The sequence below is a fragment of the Psychrobacter fulvigenes genome (genome assembly GCF_904846155.1).
Taxonomy (GTDB): Bacteria; Pseudomonadota; Gammaproteobacteria; order Pseudomonadales; family Moraxellaceae; genus Psychrobacter; species Psychrobacter fulvigenes.
The window spans coordinates 1-18,360 of record NZ_CAJGZP010000001.1 but is presented as its reverse complement, the minus strand read 5'-3'; the positions used below and the strand labels follow the sequence as shown (position 1 = coordinate 18,360).

The 18,360-nt window shown below is 42.0% G+C and carries 13 protein-coding genes; 2 read left to right on the top strand and 11 right to left on the bottom strand.

Annotated features, from left to right (window positions below; all coding sequences use genetic code 11):
• Positions 1 to 27: 27 nt before the first annotated feature.
• From JMX03_RS00065 to JMX03_RS00050, 4 genes are all read right to left on the bottom strand, one after another.
• Complete coding sequence (locus tag JMX03_RS00065; RefSeq protein ID WP_201593778.1) at positions 28 to 1,434, bottom strand: McrC family protein; 1,407 nt, start codon at positions 1,432 to 1,434, stop codon at positions 28 to 30.
• Positions 1,415 to 3,568, bottom strand: coding sequence for an McrB family protein (locus JMX03_RS00060; RefSeq protein WP_201593777.1), 2,154 nt, complete (start codon positions 3,566 to 3,568; stop codon positions 1,415 to 1,417). The genes JMX03_RS00065 and JMX03_RS00060 overlap by 20 nt, the downstream gene beginning before the upstream one ends.
• Positions 3,569 to 3,713: 145 nt before the next feature.
• Positions 3,714 to 4,661, bottom strand: a complete 948-nt coding sequence (locus JMX03_RS00055; RefSeq protein ID WP_201593776.1) for an AEC family transporter — start codon at positions 4,659 to 4,661, stop codon at positions 3,714 to 3,716.
• 103 nt (positions 4,662 to 4,764) lie between these two features.
• Positions 4,765 to 5,568, bottom strand: coding sequence for a crotonase/enoyl-CoA hydratase family protein (locus tag JMX03_RS00050; protein ID WP_201593775.1), 804 nt, complete (start codon positions 5,566 to 5,568; stop codon positions 4,765 to 4,767).
• 343 nt (positions 5,569 to 5,911) lie between these two features.
• Between JMX03_RS00050 and JMX03_RS00045 the strand changes: the two genes are divergently transcribed.
• Together JMX03_RS00045 and rlmF are read left to right on the top strand one after the other, a co-directional pair.
• Positions 5,912 to 6,685 (top strand): LysE family translocator, encoded by a 774-nt coding sequence (locus JMX03_RS00045; RefSeq protein WP_201593774.1) that lies wholly within the window; start codon positions 5,912 to 5,914, stop codon positions 6,683 to 6,685.
• A 29-nt stretch (positions 6,686 to 6,714) separates the two neighbouring features.
• Positions 6,715 to 7,773, top strand: a complete 1,059-nt coding sequence (rlmF, locus tag JMX03_RS00040) for a 23S rRNA (adenine(1618)-N(6))-methyltransferase RlmF (protein WP_201593773.1) — start codon at positions 6,715 to 6,717, stop codon at positions 7,771 to 7,773.
• Positions 7,774 to 7,995: 222 nt separating this feature from the next.
• Here rlmF and JMX03_RS00035 read toward each other — a convergent pair whose 3' ends face one another.
• The 7 genes from JMX03_RS00035 to dnaA form a co-directional block, all read right to left on the bottom strand.
• Entirely contained in the window at positions 7,996 to 8,634 is a 639-nt protein-coding gene (locus JMX03_RS00035) for a manganese efflux pump MntP (RefSeq protein ID WP_201593772.1), read from the bottom strand.
• An 82-nt stretch (positions 8,635 to 8,716) separates the two neighbouring features.
• The gene (locus JMX03_RS00030) at positions 8,717 to 9,325 is read right to left on the bottom strand and encodes a manganese efflux pump MntP (RefSeq protein WP_201593771.1); all 609 of its coding nucleotides are present in this window, start codon (positions 9,323 to 9,325) and stop codon (positions 8,717 to 8,719) included.
• A gap of 99 nt (positions 9,326 to 9,424) precedes the next feature.
• Complete coding sequence (locus tag JMX03_RS00025) at positions 9,425 to 10,906, bottom strand: DUF6880 family protein (RefSeq protein ID WP_201593770.1); 1,482 nt, start codon at positions 10,904 to 10,906, stop codon at positions 9,425 to 9,427.
• A 128-nt stretch (positions 10,907 to 11,034) separates the two neighbouring features.
• Positions 11,035 to 13,662, bottom strand: a complete 2,628-nt coding sequence (gyrB, locus tag JMX03_RS00020) for a DNA topoisomerase (ATP-hydrolyzing) subunit B (RefSeq protein WP_201593769.1) — start codon at positions 13,660 to 13,662, stop codon at positions 11,035 to 11,037.
• A gap of 495 nt (positions 13,663 to 14,157) precedes the next feature.
• Positions 14,158 to 15,384 carry a DNA replication/repair protein RecF gene (gene recF, locus JMX03_RS00015; protein WP_201593768.1) on the bottom strand — a complete coding sequence of 409 codons (1,227 nt, stop codon included), beginning with the start codon at positions 15,382 to 15,384 and terminating at the stop codon, positions 14,158 to 14,160.
• 194 nt (positions 15,385 to 15,578) lie between these two features.
• Positions 15,579 to 16,754 (bottom strand): DNA polymerase III subunit beta, encoded by a 1,176-nt coding sequence (gene dnaN, locus JMX03_RS00010; RefSeq protein WP_201593767.1) that lies wholly within the window; start codon positions 16,752 to 16,754, stop codon positions 15,579 to 15,581.
• A 160-nt stretch (positions 16,755 to 16,914) separates the two neighbouring features.
• On the bottom strand, positions 16,915 to 18,360 hold a 1,446-nt coding region (gene dnaA / locus JMX03_RS00005; protein WP_201593766.1), incomplete at its 5' end, for a chromosomal replication initiator protein DnaA.

Genomic DNA, 18,360 nt, shown 5'->3' with positions numbered 1-18,360 from the left:
AAGGCGACGATTATATTATTACGAACCTCAAATAACCTCAGATGGCTCACCATTATTTTGCATAGATGACAGATTTTGAATAGCTTCAATTAACTTCGCTTCATTCTCAGCAATTGTCTTTTTAAAGGCTTGATAACTTGTGACCTGTTGCGGAATAGCTAGCTTAAACTTATGAATACTACCACCGAAGCCATTCAACAAGCCCATATTCAAAGCCAAATTGTCATCAATTGTAGGAGCAATATAGCCTCCTATATCTGCTCGATATAAAAACAAATAAGATAGAATTTGATTCAGGTCATCGCGACTAATGTGATTTTCTTTCATGCGTTTATATTTGGCGTCCAAAATAATGCGGCTATCTTTTACAAAGTCAGGATAACGACTCACGTTATTACCCGAAAGCTTTTGTGCATATACTTTGATACCGCCTTTTCGATTATTATTTGTCGGATGCTTATAACCGATAGGGTGTAGAAGCGTATTCAGATACTCCTCCCATAACCAAGCGCCATCAAACAGGATACCGTGTGCTTTGGCGTCATTTTTGGCATATTTAAGACCTTCATGCCGTAGGATTTGTAGGCAGATTTTTTGCAAGCCAGTATATTCAGTAAAGTAAGGGTGGACGAAAGGCTTGCGGTTGGCATTGATGACGGTGTGTCTATCTCTTGCATGATATAACGGGGTATGCTGGGCAATCAGATTAACAAAATCTAAGGTTTCGCTATCGCTGTGCAGTATGTCTCGCAAGTTTGGTTTTTGTCTGATAAGTTCAATAGTATGACGGATAAGCTGAGTTATCGAATTATCAAAACTGTGCTCTCGTAAACGGTAGGCGACCTTACCTCGAAACGGTAAGTTTTGTTTCAGGTGCGTTTTGATATCAATAGCACCTTGAAGATTGCTATCATTATAGGTTTTCTTTTGATACTCCTTGTACAAGCCTTGCGAAAGCGCTTTTTTAAGGAAATAAGGAAACAGGTACACCAAGAAATCAAACAAGTTAGTTTGGTTACGGCTGTGCTTTAAGTCAAACAGATTAAGGCACAATACCTTTTGTAGCATATAGTGCAAGAAATAATCTTCTTCACTGCCTTTCTCCTGATCCACTTGGTCACCATAAACAGCAGAGGCCTGAGCAAAACGAGATTGGATTTTTAGTTGCGTATCTTGTACGCCAATAAAACCCATGATATTACCCGTCCTTAAAACCGTTTTAGAGTTACTAAGAGTTAGTTCATAGATTGGGGCGTTTTCGATATCGTCCTCGTTATCTTTAAAAAACTCAGGAAATATCAACAGCTCAGGGTTTGCTTTTACCAGCTCACCAATACTTTTATTGGCAAGTGTTGATAGGTCGGCTAGGGCTTTATTAACGCTTGGCGTATTAGAGTCTAAAGCCAGTGAGGTATTATCTGTCGTTACTAGCATCAGCCTCAACCTCAACCAAGTCATAGGCGTTTTTTAAGATAGCTAGCTGTTCATTAGCATCAGGATATCCACGCAGATATTCAAATAATAGTGACTCTAAATGATACGTCCACAGCTTGTCGAAATCGCCGTCATAGTTAGCCAATTTCAAAAAATAGGCAGGTCCAACGTGATAAGCAGCGCTTAACCCTTGTATATCTTCAATAGCACTATTTAAAGTGATTAAACGCTGTTTGGCTTCCTCAGCCCAATCGCCGATTTGATTTTCCCACATAGACAATCTATCTTCTGCTTTGATTTCTTTCCAAGCAAAACGACGGCGCATAGCAAAATCAAAAGACTCCACACTACGGTCAATGTCATTCATCGTACCAATGATATAGACGTTATCAGGTATATAGAAGCCGTCTTTGAACACGTCTTCTTCAGTTTGCAAATTAGCGTATTGAGTGGTGACTCTACCACTCTCACCTCGATAGCCGGGGTCAATAGAGAAAAACAGCTCACCCAATACTTTGGAGATTTCGGCGCAGTTTATTTCATCTAATATAAGGATGAACTTTTTATCTTTATCTTCCGTATTAGCCATTCTTAGATCGTAATTGTCTTCGATATACTTGCATACTGAAACTAAGTATGGTTTCCATCGTAATGACTTTCCTGTTTCTAAATAGTTTTGTATTAAAGATTTGGTTAAAGTGATTTGTCTTTGTGCTTCGTTAGAAAGAATAACGGTAATATTATCCCGCGAATTGACAACAACGCTAAATGGGCTTTCTTGACTAGGCGTTGCTAAATCTAGAGTGTTCTCGGATATGTCATCTATAAACCTTTGATACACCTCTTCAAAGTTACTTAGCTGCTGATTGTTTTGATATTTCAGCGCTTCTTTGCAGAACTTTTTAAAGCTCCCATCTCGCAGTTCAAAGCCAACTTCACCATCTTCATTTTGAATAGGTCGCAAGCCTTCGACAAAATCAGTATAGTCATAAGAGGGGTGAAACTGAATAAGCTGATGCTCTGCGCCCCAAGCTTTAGCCAGCGCTTTTGCTAAATAGGTTTTCCCTGTTCCAGGTGCGCCTGTTAGTATCAGGTTTTTGTTAGCTAGTAATAGCTCACTAATTTCTTGTAGTAAAGGATTGGTAATGGGTTGCTGAACCTCGTTCATAGCTTCGGTACTGTCTATTCTTAATTTATTGGCCAACTTGTAGACTTTTTTATAAGCTTCAAATAATTCACCTTTGAGGTCATTGATAATGCTGTAATAATCAATCAAAGAGAGGTAACTATCATTCATTTTTACCTGACGACCATATAAATAATATCTCCCTTTCTCAAAATCGTTTATATCTTTAACATCCTTATTTAAATGGAACCCTCTATCTCTAAGCTTGGTTATCTCATCGCTGTCTTTCAAAGCAATGAAGGCTTCCATATATGGTTTTATATATTCGAAATTAGGTCTCCGTTCATTCTCTACATAGCGAGTATTAAACCCTAGACCATAACCAATTACTCCATCGCGTAGGTAAATACGATATTGCACTTCATCAGAACCACCAATATTTATTGCCCAATCTCTATCCTTACTATCATAAACAAACAGTTGCTTTGCACTATTCGGACGTTTCAAATCTGCTAAATGTTGCCTTGTTTTCACAAACCTAGTCGAAAAGTCGGAAATATCATCATTAATATAATTGACCAGTCTCTCTAAGTTATTTATTTGAAGCATACTTTTTTGAACATATTTAAGTTCGTCAATCGCCTCTATGAGTTCATTGCGTAACCGCCATTCAAACAAACCATTAGTAATCTTTTGACCAGTCATAGTAACCAACCAAAATTTTTGTGAACCATTTTCATCAATGAACTGAAATCTATTTAAATTTTCTTGAACTCGAGCACTAAATTGGGTGATAAATCCACTTATTGAGGTAGGGTGAGTATGATATTTTTCAGCTAAATACTTACAAGTAGCTTTGTGTTCAGTTTCTATATAAAAGATACTCAGTACATATCTATAATTATTAGTCATAAAACTATCGTCAGATAGTATGTTTAACCATTCTTCTTTAGTTACTTGTGACGGGGTATTATAGTAGTCACCATTCTTTACGATGATTTCTTGCACTGGAAAATCCTTTTAATGAGGCTTTAGATAAGAATTTGATTATAGAACGAGTTGGAATTTGACGGTTGATTTAAAACTGCCTTTTATTTAACTACTAAAGGTAGCCTTACTCAATTATCATAATCATGCAAGATACAAGCCTACTCTAAAACCCAATCGTCATCTTCCAATAAATAAGTACCGCGCTCATACTAAAGAACGAACCCACGGTAGAGACGATGACGATAGCAGACATACGATCAACCAAGCCATAGTGCTGCCCGATGATAGCGATGGTTGAGAACACTGGCGCTGAGGCAAAGAGTACCGCGACATATTTATCTTGCACCATACCGCCAGGTACGAGCATTATGGCAAGCAACACCAGCAGCGGATGCAGCACCAGCTTACCTAAGCCAACGGTGGTGATTTTTGGCAAATCGCCCTTTAGCTCTAGCCCATACAGGCTCATACCGATAACGAACAAGGCAACGGGTGCCGCAGCGCCAGTGAGCATCTGCGCGGTTCCGGCGACCACTTGCGGTACAGGGATACTAAAGATAGAGAAAATCACACTGACCACGATAGCGATGATAAGCGGATTACGAGTGAAGTTTTTGCCAATGCCTAGCAGCACGCTTGCCAGCGACTTATTTGAAGCAGGATTCATCTCGGCTATTACAAATAGCATCGGCAGGATTAACAGGTTTTCAATGAGGACGTTCATCGATAAGTAGGCGGCAGCCTTGCTAGATCCAATAACCATGGAGATCACAGCAAAGCCAATAAAGGCACTGTTAGAGAACGAGAGCGCAGTGGAATTGAGAGCGGCGGAGACATTATCTTGCCGCCAAATAACTTTGGTCAGCATGATGCCAACCATAAAAGCCATGAACGAGCCCAAAGCGTAGGTAAGCAGATAGTACGGCAGTATGACCTCTCGAAAAGGTGTGCCAGCGATCGCGTTAAACATCAGTGCGGGCAGCGCAATATTCATCACCAGACTACCCATGCCTTTCGCATGTTTGGGGTCAATGACTTTGAGGCGTACAGATAAGTAGCCAAGCGCGATGACGATAAAAATAGGGGCAGTGATGTTGATGATGTCTAACATAGTAGTGATCGCCCCTTGTAGGCATTGTGAGCATTGATACAGCCAAGCGATTATAATCAATCAGTCTTAGAATGCATATAAACTCAAAATCTAACGTCCTTGCTTAGCGCCCCTTAAAATCAGCCGCACGCCTTTCAACCATTGCCATCGCACCCTCGCGGGCATCTTCTGAATGAAACAAAGGCGGCAGATAGCTGTGAATATTGGCGATTGCGCTAGCGGCACCATTGCGACTGGCATCTTGCGCTGAGGATAGTAGCCCTTGTACGCCAAGCGGTGCGGCTTGGCAAATCTCTTGGGCGATGGTCAGCGCGCGCTCGTATTCCTCACCATTTGCCACGACTTCACTGACGAGATTCAGCCTATCAGCGGTTTGCGCGTCAAAGGCTTTACCAGTCAGCAAATACGGCATGGCTTTTTGCCAACCTGCTGCCTGTATGAAGCGTACCGTTGCTCCCCCAAATGGCATGATACCGCGTTGCACTTCCATTTGCGCAAAGTTGCAGTTATCACTAGCGATAACCACATCACTATTGAGCATCAGCTCAATCCCAGCGGTAAAGCAGGTGCCTTGTACCGCGACGACGATAGGTTTAGTACGTAATTTACCACTTATTCCCCACGGATCAATCTCGTCATCGTTAAATTCAAACGCGCCTTTGTCCCATTTATCTTGCAGCTCCATCAGATCAAGTCCCGCAGTGAAGTGCTCACCATGGGCAAATATCAGCGCACAACGTAGGTTATCGTCATTATCGTAATGAGTAAGTGCTTCAGATAGTTGCTGAATCATATGACTGTCAAAGGCGTTGCGCTTATCGGCACGATTTAGCCCGATTAAGCAGATATAGCCGTCCGTTTCATAAGTGATGCGCTTGTCTGTACTGTTATTACTTTCCGTAGTCATGGTATTTCCTTTTAAAGTTTATTCTTGTTATGAGGTCAGTGACATAGTTAGACTAACCCACAATAGATAAAGTATGGCTGGAAGAAATTTTTGCAGCCTCTGTCTGGCAAAGCGCACAGCAAGCAAAAAAATTTCTTCCAGCTATACGGAGATATAGACATTCATTTTGGATTGTATCTATGTAGAGTGTTTTTAACATCGTTCACTTTCAATATAGACATACACCCCTTGCAACGCAAGCACCGTTTTAGCATTGCTATTCATAGCTGCCATCAATATCAGTTGACCTGATTTGCGATAAGTGCAACTATTATCCAAATTAAGACTTCACTCAGAGCATTTTATGGAATTTTGGCACGGTTTTTTGCTTATCACCAGCGTCCATCTACTCGCTGCCGCCTCCCCTGGCCCTGATTTTGTCTTGGTTTCACAGCAAACTTTAGCAAAAGGTCGCCGTACTGGTTTGATTTGCAGTTTGGGTATTACGCTTGGTTTAGCCGTACATATTATCTATTCGGTGCTAGGACTAGCGACGGTCATCGCCCATTCGCAGCCATTATTGACCGCTATTAAGTGGTTGGGCGGTAGCTATCTTATTTATCTCGGTTGGCAAGGCATCCAAGCCAAACCAAAAAAGCCGTCAGATTTAGCAGCCTCAACAAATGCGGCAGACTCAGAAAATGTCGGCTTGGATGTTTCACAGACCACGCCTGCCAAGCAAGTACTGCCACTTGCTAACGAAAAACTATTAACACAAAGCCCTACTGCTAAAAGCTTGTCTAAGAACCTGTTTAAGAAACAACCCTCTACCAATAATGACTCAACGTTCGCCATTCTACGTCGTGGCTTTTTTTGCAATGTCTTTAATCCAAAAGCGCCAGTCTATTTTGTGGCGATATTTACCTTAGTTTTATCACCCGGCATACCACTGTGGCAGTTGGCCATTTATGGTGTATGGATGATGGTCTTGCAGATGGCATGGTTTAGTACCGTGGTAATGTTGCTATCCATCCCTGCAATTCATCGACGCTTTCAACGCTTTGAGCATTGGATCGACCGCGTATTGGGTACAGCGATGATAGTATTGGGATTAAACCTCATTTTACGTAGCCGATAAGACATTCGTTACCCGCGAAATCTGCTAAAATGGTTGGTTATATCCAAACATCAAAGCCCCACACTATGACCAGTAGACCAAACACTAATAAACACAGAAACCGCTCACCTGAGACCGCCAAAAAACTCGGTAAGCTACACCCGCGCAACCCACATCAAGGTCGCTATGACTTTGCCGTATTGACCCGCGCTTTACCTGAGCTTGCCAAGCATACGATTACTAATCCTAATGGCGAGCCAACGATTAACTTCTCCGACCATCAGGCCGTACGTGTACTCAATCAGGCGCTATTGGCTCATTATTACGGTGTCAAGTTTTGGGACATTCCTGAAGGCTATTTGTGCCCGCCTATTCCTGGTCGCGCCGATTATATTCACTATATTGCTGACTTGCTCGCGCAAACCAGCCACGTGAATGCCGATAATACCCCGCCTACTGGTAAAGAAATCCACGCCTTAGATATTGGTACCGGTGCCAGTGCTATTTATCCAATTATTGGTAGCCAAAGCTATGGATGGCGTTTTACCGCCAGTGATATCGACCCTATTTCGGTCAATACCGCCGCACTGATTTGTGACGCCAATCCAAAGCTAAAAGGCACGGTTAAAGTCAAACTGCAATCCAATCCTAAGCAGTTTTTTGCTGGTATTATCGGTCGTCAAGATTACTTCGATGTGGTGGTTTGCAACCCTCCATTCCATGCTTCATTAGAAGAAGCGATGGAAGCCAATACCCGTAAGCAGCACAATTTACAAAGGCACCGCGGTAAAAATAAAAACGAGCAAGTCAGCCGACATTCAACCAAGACTGGTAATGCTGCACAAAACCTAAACTTCGGTGGTCAGCATAAAGAATTATGGAGTGAGGGCGGCGAGATTGCATTTTTGACTAACATGATAAAAGAGAGTCAAAACTTCGCCGAGCATGTTGGTTGGTTTACCACTCTCGTATCCAAATCAGAGAATGTTAAACCTTTGCAATTACTGTTAAAACAACTCGATGTCGCACAAATGCGCATCATAGAGATGAGCCAGGGTCAAAAGAATACCCGTGTATTAGCATGGCGTTTTGACACTGACGAAGAGTAATTGATAAAAATACTACTTATTTAGGTTTCACGTGAAACAAAAACACCGCTCTGGCATCCAAAGCGGTGTTTTTTTATGCTGTATGGTTTTTGATATTCATGGTGCATAGCCCAGTATAGTCAAGGAGTTTTAAAATCGCTACAAGGCGACCGACCGCAGATAGTACACTAAGTACATTTAGGGCGGGTAACACCATAGCGGTTTAAAAGTGCTCCGACTATATCAAAAAATCATGACCTTTATTCCCATAGCTATCAATACCAGTCCGCCCAGTATCTCAGCTTTACTCTCAAGCCATGTGCCTGAACGCCAGCCTAAATAAACCCCGACCAACCCAAACATAGCCGTCACAATTGCGATAATCAAGCATACTAGCCATGCATTGAGCGCCATCAAATTCAAAGTAAATCCTGCTGCCATCGCATCGATACTGGTGCCTATGGCTAGAGTCAACATGGTGCGATGACGAATAACTTTAGCGGCATCCTTATCCTTGAGCGCTTTGGCGTTAACTTCGATGTCTTTATGAGTATTGCTGGTATTTGTATCTTGCTTGCTATCGCTTGCAGCCTCTCGAGCCATGACAATAAAGGACTCATAGAGCATGACAGCACCCAATGATATAAGGATAATACCACCAATCAAGGGTGCGGCAGCAGCCAACCAACCTAACAGGACAGAATCCAATATATGACCGATGAGCGGCATAATGCCCTGTGCAGTACCGAAATATAGTGCCGTATAAATAGCTAAGCGCAGAATATAGGCACGACTCTGCTTTTGGGCTTTTGCGCCCAAACTGATTGACACTGCAAACGCGTCCATTGTTAAAGCAATGGCGAGTAAAAAAGCTTCAAACATGTTTTTACTCCTACTTTAATAGCCAGCTTTTTTTGGGATCGATATCATACTTACTAAGCTAAAGTTATTTAGCAGAAGTTATCTAGCTAAAAAACATAACTTTTACCCCAATGACAACTAGCACGATTCCGCCCAACGCTTCTGCTTTATCCTCTAGCCATGTGCCAGATTTTTCGCCTAAATAAACACCGAAGAAGCTGAACCCAGCGGTTACTAAAGCGATAATCAGACAAGCCAACCATGCATTAAGCGCTAATAAATTAAGGGTGAACCCTGCCGCCATGGCATCAATGCTGGTCGCAATCGCAAGCGTAAACATAGTGCGATGATTGATGCTATTGTTTATGACGGCAGCAGCATCATCAGTGTCAGATTTTAGGTGAAACGCACTGTCTACCGCTTCTTCTTCATCGCCAGTCAAAACCTCATAAAGCATCTTTCCACCGAGGCCAATAAGAATAATGCCGCCAATCCAAGGGGCAGCAGCGGCTAGCCAACCTAACAGTGCCGCGCCCAATAAGTAACCTATAAGTGGCATTACACCCTGTGCAATACCAAAATATAACGCCGCATAAATAGCCAGTCGCAGCAAATACTGCTTACTCTGTTTTTGCGACTTGGCACCCAGTCCAATCGCTACTGCGAACGCATCCATTGCTAAAGCGATAGCTAATAGTACTACTTCAATCATCTTTTTTTCGCTTATCGAAATTTGTTATAGTCGATTCACCATAAAATAAATACAGTGCGACTGGGATAAGTTAAGTTTCACGTGAAACATAACTTCATGCTAATCTTCTGCTTTTTCCCAAAAACTACGCTTTTTACCATGTTTATCTTTAAGCGCAATAACATACTCTTGATGGGTCACAAGCTCACTGTAAAGGATGGAAGTTTTACTAATCACAGCATCAAGCTTTGTTAGACGATTGAAATAGCGAGCAGCGTGACCATAAGCTTTACTGCGAGCACTGTCCAGAATATCATTAAGTAAACTTCGATAAATGATCACTTGAATTAAATCAGTGCCCGCTGGTAACTCTTTTAACATGCCAGTCAAGGTCTTATAGTGCAAATTGGCAAACTGGGTATGACGAGCTACAGCGACCTTATTAGCAAGCTTAATCTCTCCAATCTCCAATAACAATGTGGTCGCCATATTAATATCTTCTTGCTGCCCTGCCAATTCATAAGCTCTTTTTCGCCAATGGGCTTGTTCAGCGGGTTTAGCCACAGCCATAATTGCCTTTAGACGTGCAGGAGAAGACTGTAACTCAAACGCCTTCCCCAGTATCTTTAGTTGCACCTCGGTATTATTCTGTTTTTCATATATTTTATTTAACCACTCTAAGCGCTTTACCTTATCTAACAGACCATCACTTTGCCACTCTTCGTTTAAGTAGCTGAGTGCCCTATCATAAGCGTTGTGGCCTACCAAAAACTCCAGCAAGCCTTCTAATCTGCGTGGATGAAGCGGTCGCTCAGGATATATCTCAAGATAAATGGCTTCAAAAAAACTCACATCACCCAACGCCTTTGCTAAATCTTTAAGAGCAAGCTCAATACTCATTTTTTCATAAGCAATAGTATAGTCAGCATCGTATAGGGGTTTTTTTTGGCCATCAGTGAGCTTATCTTTATCTGCCTTTTTAGCCAACACAGTTTCATACTTTTGTTGATAATCAGCAATCAATCCACGTATCTCAGGCTCAGATAACAGCTGATCAATACCTTCTAATAAACTATCTTTAGTACCATAATCATTATCGTCAGCCAACGCTTTTACTTTCTGCACCCATGCCTGACTGAGTATGTCGCGCTCATCCATAGGTATATCCTGCTTTTCTTGCTCATAGCAAGTGCTAGCAACTGTCAGCCAAGATGAAATCAAACCTCTATAAATATCACCAATATAACCGTTCGAATCATCAGCACGTTGTAAGCTGGAATTCGTTGATTCAATAAACAACTCAAGCAATGCCAAGCACTGTTGTGGTTGCTCAGGATAAAGGCTCATCACATCACTGGCTAAATGTTGAAGCTCAGTAGCAAATTCGCTAGACTCCCAGTAATCTACAAATTTTCTTCGTCTTCTGAGTCCTTTGAGCGTCGTGGTTAGTTTTTTTATGAGTTTGGGCTTATCTGATTGTAATAGCAGACGCTCTATCTTTTTGTCTAACATTTTATCTACTCCATACACTTCAGAGACAAAATCAATGAGTGCGGTCTTTGGTAGTTGTGACAAATACTTCTTTTGTTCTATGTTTAGCATAGTATTTTCCTCGCTATTTTATTTGTTGCGTTTCACGTGAAACAAAAAAGCCACCTTGCGAACAAAATGGCTTTATACTAACAACTTCTTATGCTTAAAGATTAGAACTTAACATTTAAACCTAAAATTTAGATATCAAGGTTAGAAACGGTCAATGCATTCTCTTCGATAAAGATACGGCGCGGCTCGACATGATCGCCCATTAGACAGGTAAACATATGATCCGCAGCGATAGCATCTTCAATAGTCACACGTAGCATGCGGCGGTTTTCAGGATCCATTGTCGTATCCCAAAGCTGATCGGCGTTCATCTCCCCTAGCCCTTTGTAGCGCTGGATTGCCAGACCACGACGCGCATCTAGCATCATCTGCTGCCAGAGATAATCAAAGTCGCGCACTGGGATATCTCTCGTCGTACCCGCACTTGCTTCACGACGGATAAATGCATCTTCTTCGAGTAAGGTGTTCCATTCAGCAGATAAGCGTAATAGCTTGCTATATTCACCTGAATTAATAAAGCTAGAATCTAGCAAATAATGATGTGCCAACTGATGCACATACACAGTTATACGTGGTAACCACTGTGCTTTAGCAGATAATGCGTCACTCTCAGTTGTTTCGCTCTCTTCCACCTCTATGACGGGACTCATACCCAATAAATCAGCGGCAGCAGCATCCATGTTCTTTGGCTGCGGCGCATGGATATTAACCAGTTCAATCTCAGGGCTCAAATCACTACCGAAGTGATCAAGCTGAGTTTGCATGGCTTCTTTCCATGCTTGCATGGCAGATTTATCATAAGTCATGTCAGTGCTAAGCTTCGGCGTGTGCGTCAAAGCGTCCAAAATCACTGCTGGAAAACGAATCTGCAAACGTGCTTTGATCAGCTGCGTTTGGTTATAGTCATTCAATAGCGTCTCAAGTGCCTGACCCGTAATAGCAGGGGCATCCGCACTGATATGTAGCTTAGTATTGTCAATCGTCGACGACAATAAATAGGCTTTAAGCGCTTCATCGTCTTTTAGATACAGCTCTTGACGGCCTTTTTTTACTTTATATAGCGGCGGCTGCGCGATATAAATATAGCCACGCTCAATCAGCTCTGGTGTTTGACGGAAAAAGAAGGTCAACAGCAAGGTACGAATGTGCGATCCATCAACGTCCGCATCAGTCATGATGATGATTTTGTGATAGCGCACCTTATCAGGATTGTACTCATCAGGACCAATACCGCAGCCAAGCGCAGTGATTAGGTTGCCCACTTCTGCAGAAGACAGCATCTTGTCAAAACGTGCGCGCTCAACGTTTAAAATTTTACCTTTGAGTGGCAAAATAGCTTGGGTCTTACGGCTACGACCTTGCTTCGCTGAACCACCTGCAGAGTCACCCTCCACAATATAGAGCTCTGATAATGCTGGATCTTTTTCTTGGCAGTCAGCAAGCTTACCTGGCAGACCTGCGATGTCTAGTGTCGTTTTACGACGTGTCATCTCACGTGCTTTACGCGCCGCGTCACGAGCTCGTGCCGCGTCCATGATTTTGCCCGCGATTGCCTTACCAGCGCTTGGATTCTCTAACAGATAATCATTAAATCTGTCGTGCATGGCTGATTCGACCGCTGATCTGACTTCACTTGATACCAGTTTATCTTTTGTCTGACTGGAGAACTTAGGGTCTGGTACTTTAACAGAAACAATAGCGGTTAGACCTTCACGAGCGTCATCGCCAGTTGCGACCACTTTCTCTTTTTTGAATAAGTTTTCACGATCCATATAGCTATTTAAGACACGGGTCAACGCTGAGCGGAAACCTGATAAATGCGTACCACCATCGCGCTGCGGGATGTTGTTGGTAAAGCACAGTACTTTTTCGTTATAGGTGTCTGTCCACTGTAGAGCTACTTCGACACTGATGCCTTCAGCTTGCTCACTGGTAAAGTGAAAGACCTCATTAATGCCATCTTTGCCCGCATTAATGTAGCTAACGAACTCTGAGAGACCGCCTTTATGCTCAAACTCGTGACGCTTATCGATACGCTCATCCGTTAAGACAATACGCACGCCTGAGTTTAGAAACGACAGCTCACGCAGACGCTTAGCTAAGATATCGTATTCAAAGGTAGTACCGGTAAACACATCATGACTGGGATAAAAACGGATTTGTGTTCCTGTTTTATCCGTCGCCTCCATTTGCTGTATCTCACTATCAGGCACCCCGTCAGTATAAGTCTGATGGTAATGATAGCCTTCACGCCAGATATTCATCTCAAGTTTTTTTGATAAAGCGTTGACCACTGAGACGCCGACGCCATGGAGACCGCCTGAGACTTTATAGCTATTATCATCAAACTTACCGCCAGCATGCAGTACAGTCATGATCACTTGTGCAGCAGATACACCCTCTTCTGGATGGATATCGACAGGTACGCCGCGACCATTATCCATGACACTGACCGATTCATCTTCATGGATAATGATGTCAATCTGGTCGCAGTGGCCAGCCAGTGCCTCATCGATAGAGTTGTCCACTACCTCAAAGACCATGTGATGCAAGCCTGTGCCATCGTCAGTATCACCGATATACATCCCAGGACGCACGCGCACTGCTTCGAGTCCACGCAAGACACGAATATCTTTGGAGCTATAATCAGAAGGTAATCCTTCTGGAGTCAATGCTGGTGCAGTCGTTTCGACAACCGTTTCGACAACGCTGTCAGACATCAGTTGCTCGTGGTCGTTAGGTAATGAATCACTCATGTGCATTCCTTAATCTAGCCGTAATCAGCCGTTTATCATTAGCTCATCACTATGATGAAATGACGTTATCTTAGATCTAACTTTGAAAGTTGAAACCTTCAGCGTATATGCTTTGCTAACCTAGCGTTAGCCAACACTTCGTGAGAGATTATATAGACTTAAGTAATACTTAAAATCAGCGGATCAGTTTTTGATATTAGCTTCGGCTTTTTTAAATATTATCGAAGCTAAGAAAACAAATGAAACGTATATTTATCAATCATTTAGAAATATACAGATAGTAAAAACCCTCTGCATAACGCTGCAAAATAACTTGCTGAGAATAGGACAAAAATAAAGCCCCATTTTAGCATTTTTTTGGCTCTAAGTCACTGTTTACTGGCAGTTTTATTGCTTTTGATTGCTATCCTAAGATAGTTAATACTGAAGGGTGAATAATCGTAGATATATGAGAATTGTAGGCTATTAAGGTGGGTTAGATAGATAACTATAATACTATTGAGTAGATGAAACTTGACCTTGTTTCACATGAAACATATTAGGGTTTGACCATAGCTCTTTAACCAAAGGTACGATATCGGCGGTCAAGCTGCTCATAAACACCTGACAAGGCAGCTTTGCCAAAGTGGACAATAAAATCTCTATAGCCCTATTATCTAGCTCTGCTGTAATATCATCTAAGAGAACCACCGGAGTGGCTCTAGCGTTCAGTAGCTCACTAGCTGCATCTACGCTTTGTTCAGCATGGAGTAGTAACGGCAGCTGAGATAAGCGCAAAGCAGTTATCAGCAGTTTTTTTTCACCACGAGAAAGTACATTAGCCGCTTGTTCCTTTAACACTGGCAACTTAATAGTATCTATTTGTGAAGCATTATTTGAGTCCCCAGTAGCACTTTTTGAATCGCTGTTTGTAGATTCTGCCGAAGCATTAGAGCGCCAATGTACATGAATATCAGCTCGATGGTTGCCAATACGGGTATATCCCAGTTGCAAATCTTGCTCTAGGCGCTCGTTAAGCTGCACATCCAGCGCTACATTGGTATCGTACCCAGCACTATAGCTCAAGCTTAATTGCTCAGCGTAAGCAGGCAGTAACCGAGCAATACTCTCAGCAAAATAAGGCTGCCATTCCATAAAAATTCGTTCGCGATAATGATGAATAAGAGCAGCATGATTACTAAGCCCTTTATCCCATGACTTTAGCTCAGCAATCTGAACCTGCGTCAGGTGATGTGTTTTTTTTAGCAAACTATTGCGCTGTTTTAGCAGTCGTTGATAAGCAACCCATTGCGGATGAAAGCCTTGTTTCATGTGAAACACTAGCCAATCTAATAATTGTCGACGGCTGGCGCTTCCCTGCTCTAACATATCCATTGTGGATGGATCTATCAGCAACGTTGGCAGTTGTTCAGTTAAGATACTTTGGTTATAGACAGTGGTTTGATTAAGGCGTAACAGTGTTGTTGCATCGGCTTGCTTTTGGATAGCCAATGTACTGCTATCATTGAGTTTAGCATGCACAGTGACAGTATTTTGGTGGTGCTGGATATAGCGCTTGGGTTGATGATGGCGAAAGCTTTTCCCTCTTGATAGTAAAAATATCGCTTCAAGTAGTGAAGTTTTACCACTGCCATTGGCACCTATAATGACATTGCAAACAGCAGACTGGAGATCAACTTGGGTCAAGTTACGTAGGTTAGATATTTGTAGACGTTCAATCATAGTATCGACAGCCGCCTATTAAGATCACCTGCGAATTAACAGGCAAAGGTTTAGTCTAAAAAGCATTTAGGCAGGTTTTAGGATGAGACTTTATTGTTAGAACTGGGCTACTAACCATTGGCAAAACAGTCTGATAAATAAAGTCTATCTCATAAGCTAATAATGTTTTTAAAATTAAAAAAAGAATGTAAAAACTATACACGCATTGGCATAATCACATATTGATGGAACTCATCATTAAGCTGGTTGACCAGCACTGAGGCATTTGATTGGCTCATATGCATTTGCAAATCACCTTGGATAACGCCTAGCACATCTTGCAAATACGCAGCGTTAAACGACAACTCCATCGGCTCACCTTGATACTTAGCTTGTATCATCTCGACGGCTTCATCTTGCTCCGCATTATTGGCACGTACTTCTACCATACCGTCACTGGCAAAATTAAACACTACCCCACGTGACTTTTCATTACTCAAAATCGCGACACGGCGTAGTACGTCGGTCATTTTTTCTTGGTTAAATAATGCCAACTTATCTGTGTTACTTGGCATAACACGGCGGTAATCAGGGAATTTACCATCGATCAGACGCGCAGTAAAAGTCACCATCAGATGATCATTTATCTGCCCTGTACTATCAACATCACCAAACGGCAAGCTCACTTGTAAGAATTCACGACCAAAACTGAGTATGACTGGGTTATCTTTGTCGCCAAGCATTTTTCCTAACTCAGAAGCCAAGCGCTCAAGCTCAATGACCGCTTTACGTGGCAAGATAGCCTGCATATTTAAGTCGCTACTGACATCGATGACGCTACGCGCCAATGCCAATCTATGCCCATCTGTTGCCACTGTCGTCAATTGCTGCTGTGAAACGTCAAACAACATACCCGTTAAATAATAACGTACATCTTGGATTGCCATCGCAAACTGGGTCTTATGAATCAGATCAATCAGACGATTACGGCTAATCGTTAAGGGTGTAATATTTTCAGGATTGCCCAAGCTTGGATAATCCTCACTAGGAAGAGTCCCTAAAGTAAATCGGCTTTTACCACTGGTAAGCAAACAGCGTTCATTTTCTTGAGTAGCAAGGTTAATCTGCGCCTGAGCAGGTAAAGATCTACAAATATCTTTTAGTTTTGTCGCTGGTAAGGTCGTCTCGCCTGCTTCAATACATGCACCAGCAGGCAATTTCAATGTCGATGTCAGCTCTACTTCCAGATCAGAGGCAGTCAAAATCAGCTCGGACTCAGAAAGTTGCAGCTTAATATTGCCCAAAATAACCATGTTGTGGCGTTTATCAGCAGCCTTGGCGATCAAGTTAATAGCTTTTAGTAACGACTCTCGATTAATCGATAATTGCATGCTTAGTTACTCTTATTTGAATGATTCTTTTTTATAAATCCAAAATACTGGCTTAATAATACCCTGTCTACTGACTATAATCCATAAAGTATGGCTCTACTCATACTTTCAATATTATAAACCATATTAATTGACGAAAACATAGTGATGCTGTGGCCTTCTAACCAGCTTGTAACATCAGGGCTAATGTCTTGTAGTCCTTGTCAAACGCTGGGTCTGCAGCTCGCAGCTCGTTCACTTTATCACAAGCATGCATCACCGTCGTATGATCACGTCCACCAAATGACTGGCCAATCTCTGGAAAGCTGTCACCAGTCAACTCACGTGATAGCGCCATCGCTATTTGACGTGGCCGTGCAATACTACGAGTACGTTTACGACCCATGATCTCTTTGACCGTCACATCATAGTACTCAGCAACAACCTTACGAATATTGTCCATATTGACCGCTTGCACGCGCAGCGCGACGATATCCTTCAGCGCATATTGCACCATCTCAAGGGTAATCTGTGCGCCTGTCAAATTTGCATTCGCAAATACCTGATTTAAAGCACCCTCTAAACGTCTGACATTAGAAACCACGTTTTGGGCGATGAACAACGCACATTCTTTAGGCAGTGTCATACCATATGACGCTGCTTTTTTCTGCAAAATTTGCACACGAGTATCGATCTCAGGTGGGTCAACCGCGACCGTCAAACCCCAAGAAAACCGCGATCTAAAACGTTCATCAAATTCAGTCATCTGTGAAGGATGACGATCAGATGCCAAAATCAGTTGCTTATTACCACTAGTAAAGTCAGCAAATAATGTCAAAAACTCATTACTACTTTTGGTCTTTCCTGCTAATACGTGAATATCATCTACAATTAATAAATCTACTTTTTTTATTTTCTTTTTAAAATCTTCTATTTTATTATTTCTTAATGAATAAACCAATTGATTAATAAATTTTTCAGAAGTGAAATAATAAAAACTTTGATTATTTTTTAAATACCGATGTTCTACAGAGTGCATTAAATGCGTTTTTCCCAAACCAGAAGGCCCATATATAAACAAAGGATTATGACGATTTTTAGATTGGCGCTTTCCTAGCTCATAACAAGCCTTATAAGCCAAGTTATTGGACTTACCAGTGACAAAGGTCTCAAAAGTAAAATCAGGGTTCAAATAACTCAACGATTTAGCATCGGCTGAGTCGACCAGTTCTGCATGACGCATATTGGCTTCAATATCTGCCTTCGCATTATTATGATGTATAGTTTCAAAGTTATGATCTGTTGGAGGAGGGGAGGGCTTCTCTTCTACAAATAAAGAACCTGACTGAGGCTGACTGCTCTCGTCCGTACTACGGCCAGCGTTATCAACGCGAACAACCACATCCTCAATACTCCCTTGACTGTGCTTAGCAACCAGTTGTTGAATATCGTGTAAGTGGTTTTTTTTGATATAAGTAACGAAGTAATCGTTTGGAGCAAGAATAACGAGAGTCTGCGCCTCCTGATAGACTGATAATGGTCTTAACCACATAGTGAATACATTATCTTTAACGTGATAACGTAAGTCGTTTAGACACTTATCCCAAATCGTTGCTGTATCTATCAT

Excerpts from the sequence above, each read along its gene's own strand:
- JMX03_RS00065 (WP_201593778.1), bottom strand. The coding sequence starts at position 1,434 with ATGCTAGTAACGACAGATAATACCTCACTGGCTTTAGACTCTAATACG.
- JMX03_RS00055 (WP_201593776.1), bottom strand. The coding sequence starts at position 4,661 with ATGTTAGACATCATCAACATCACTGCCCCTATTTTTATCGTCATCGCG.
- JMX03_RS00050 (WP_201593775.1), bottom strand. The coding sequence starts at position 5,568 with ATGACTACGGAAAGTAATAACAGTACAGACAAGCGCATCACTTATGAA.
- JMX03_RS00045 (WP_201593774.1), top strand. The coding sequence starts at position 5,912 with ATGGAATTTTGGCACGGTTTTTTGCTTATCACCAGCGTCCATCTACTC.
- rlmF (WP_201593773.1), top strand. The coding sequence starts at position 6,715 with ATGGTTGGTTATATCCAAACATCAAAGCCCCACACTATGACCAGTAGA.
- JMX03_RS00035 (WP_201593772.1), bottom strand. The coding sequence starts at position 8,634 with ATGTTTGAAGCTTTTTTACTCGCCATTGCTTTAACAATGGACGCGTTT.
- JMX03_RS00030 (WP_201593771.1), bottom strand. The coding sequence starts at position 9,325 with ATGATTGAAGTAGTACTATTAGCTATCGCTTTAGCAATGGATGCGTTC.
- JMX03_RS00025 (WP_201593770.1), bottom strand. The coding sequence starts at position 10,906 with ATGCTAAACATAGAACAAAAGAAGTATTTGTCACAACTACCAAAGACC.
- gyrB (WP_201593769.1), bottom strand. The coding sequence starts at position 13,662 with ATGAGTGATTCATTACCTAACGACCACGAGCAACTGATGTCTGACAGC.
- recF (WP_201593768.1), bottom strand. The coding sequence starts at position 15,384 with ATGATTGAACGTCTACAAATATCTAACCTACGTAACTTGACCCAAGTT.
- dnaN (WP_201593767.1), bottom strand. The coding sequence starts at position 16,754 with ATGCAATTATCGATTAATCGAGAGTCGTTACTAAAAGCTATTAACTTG.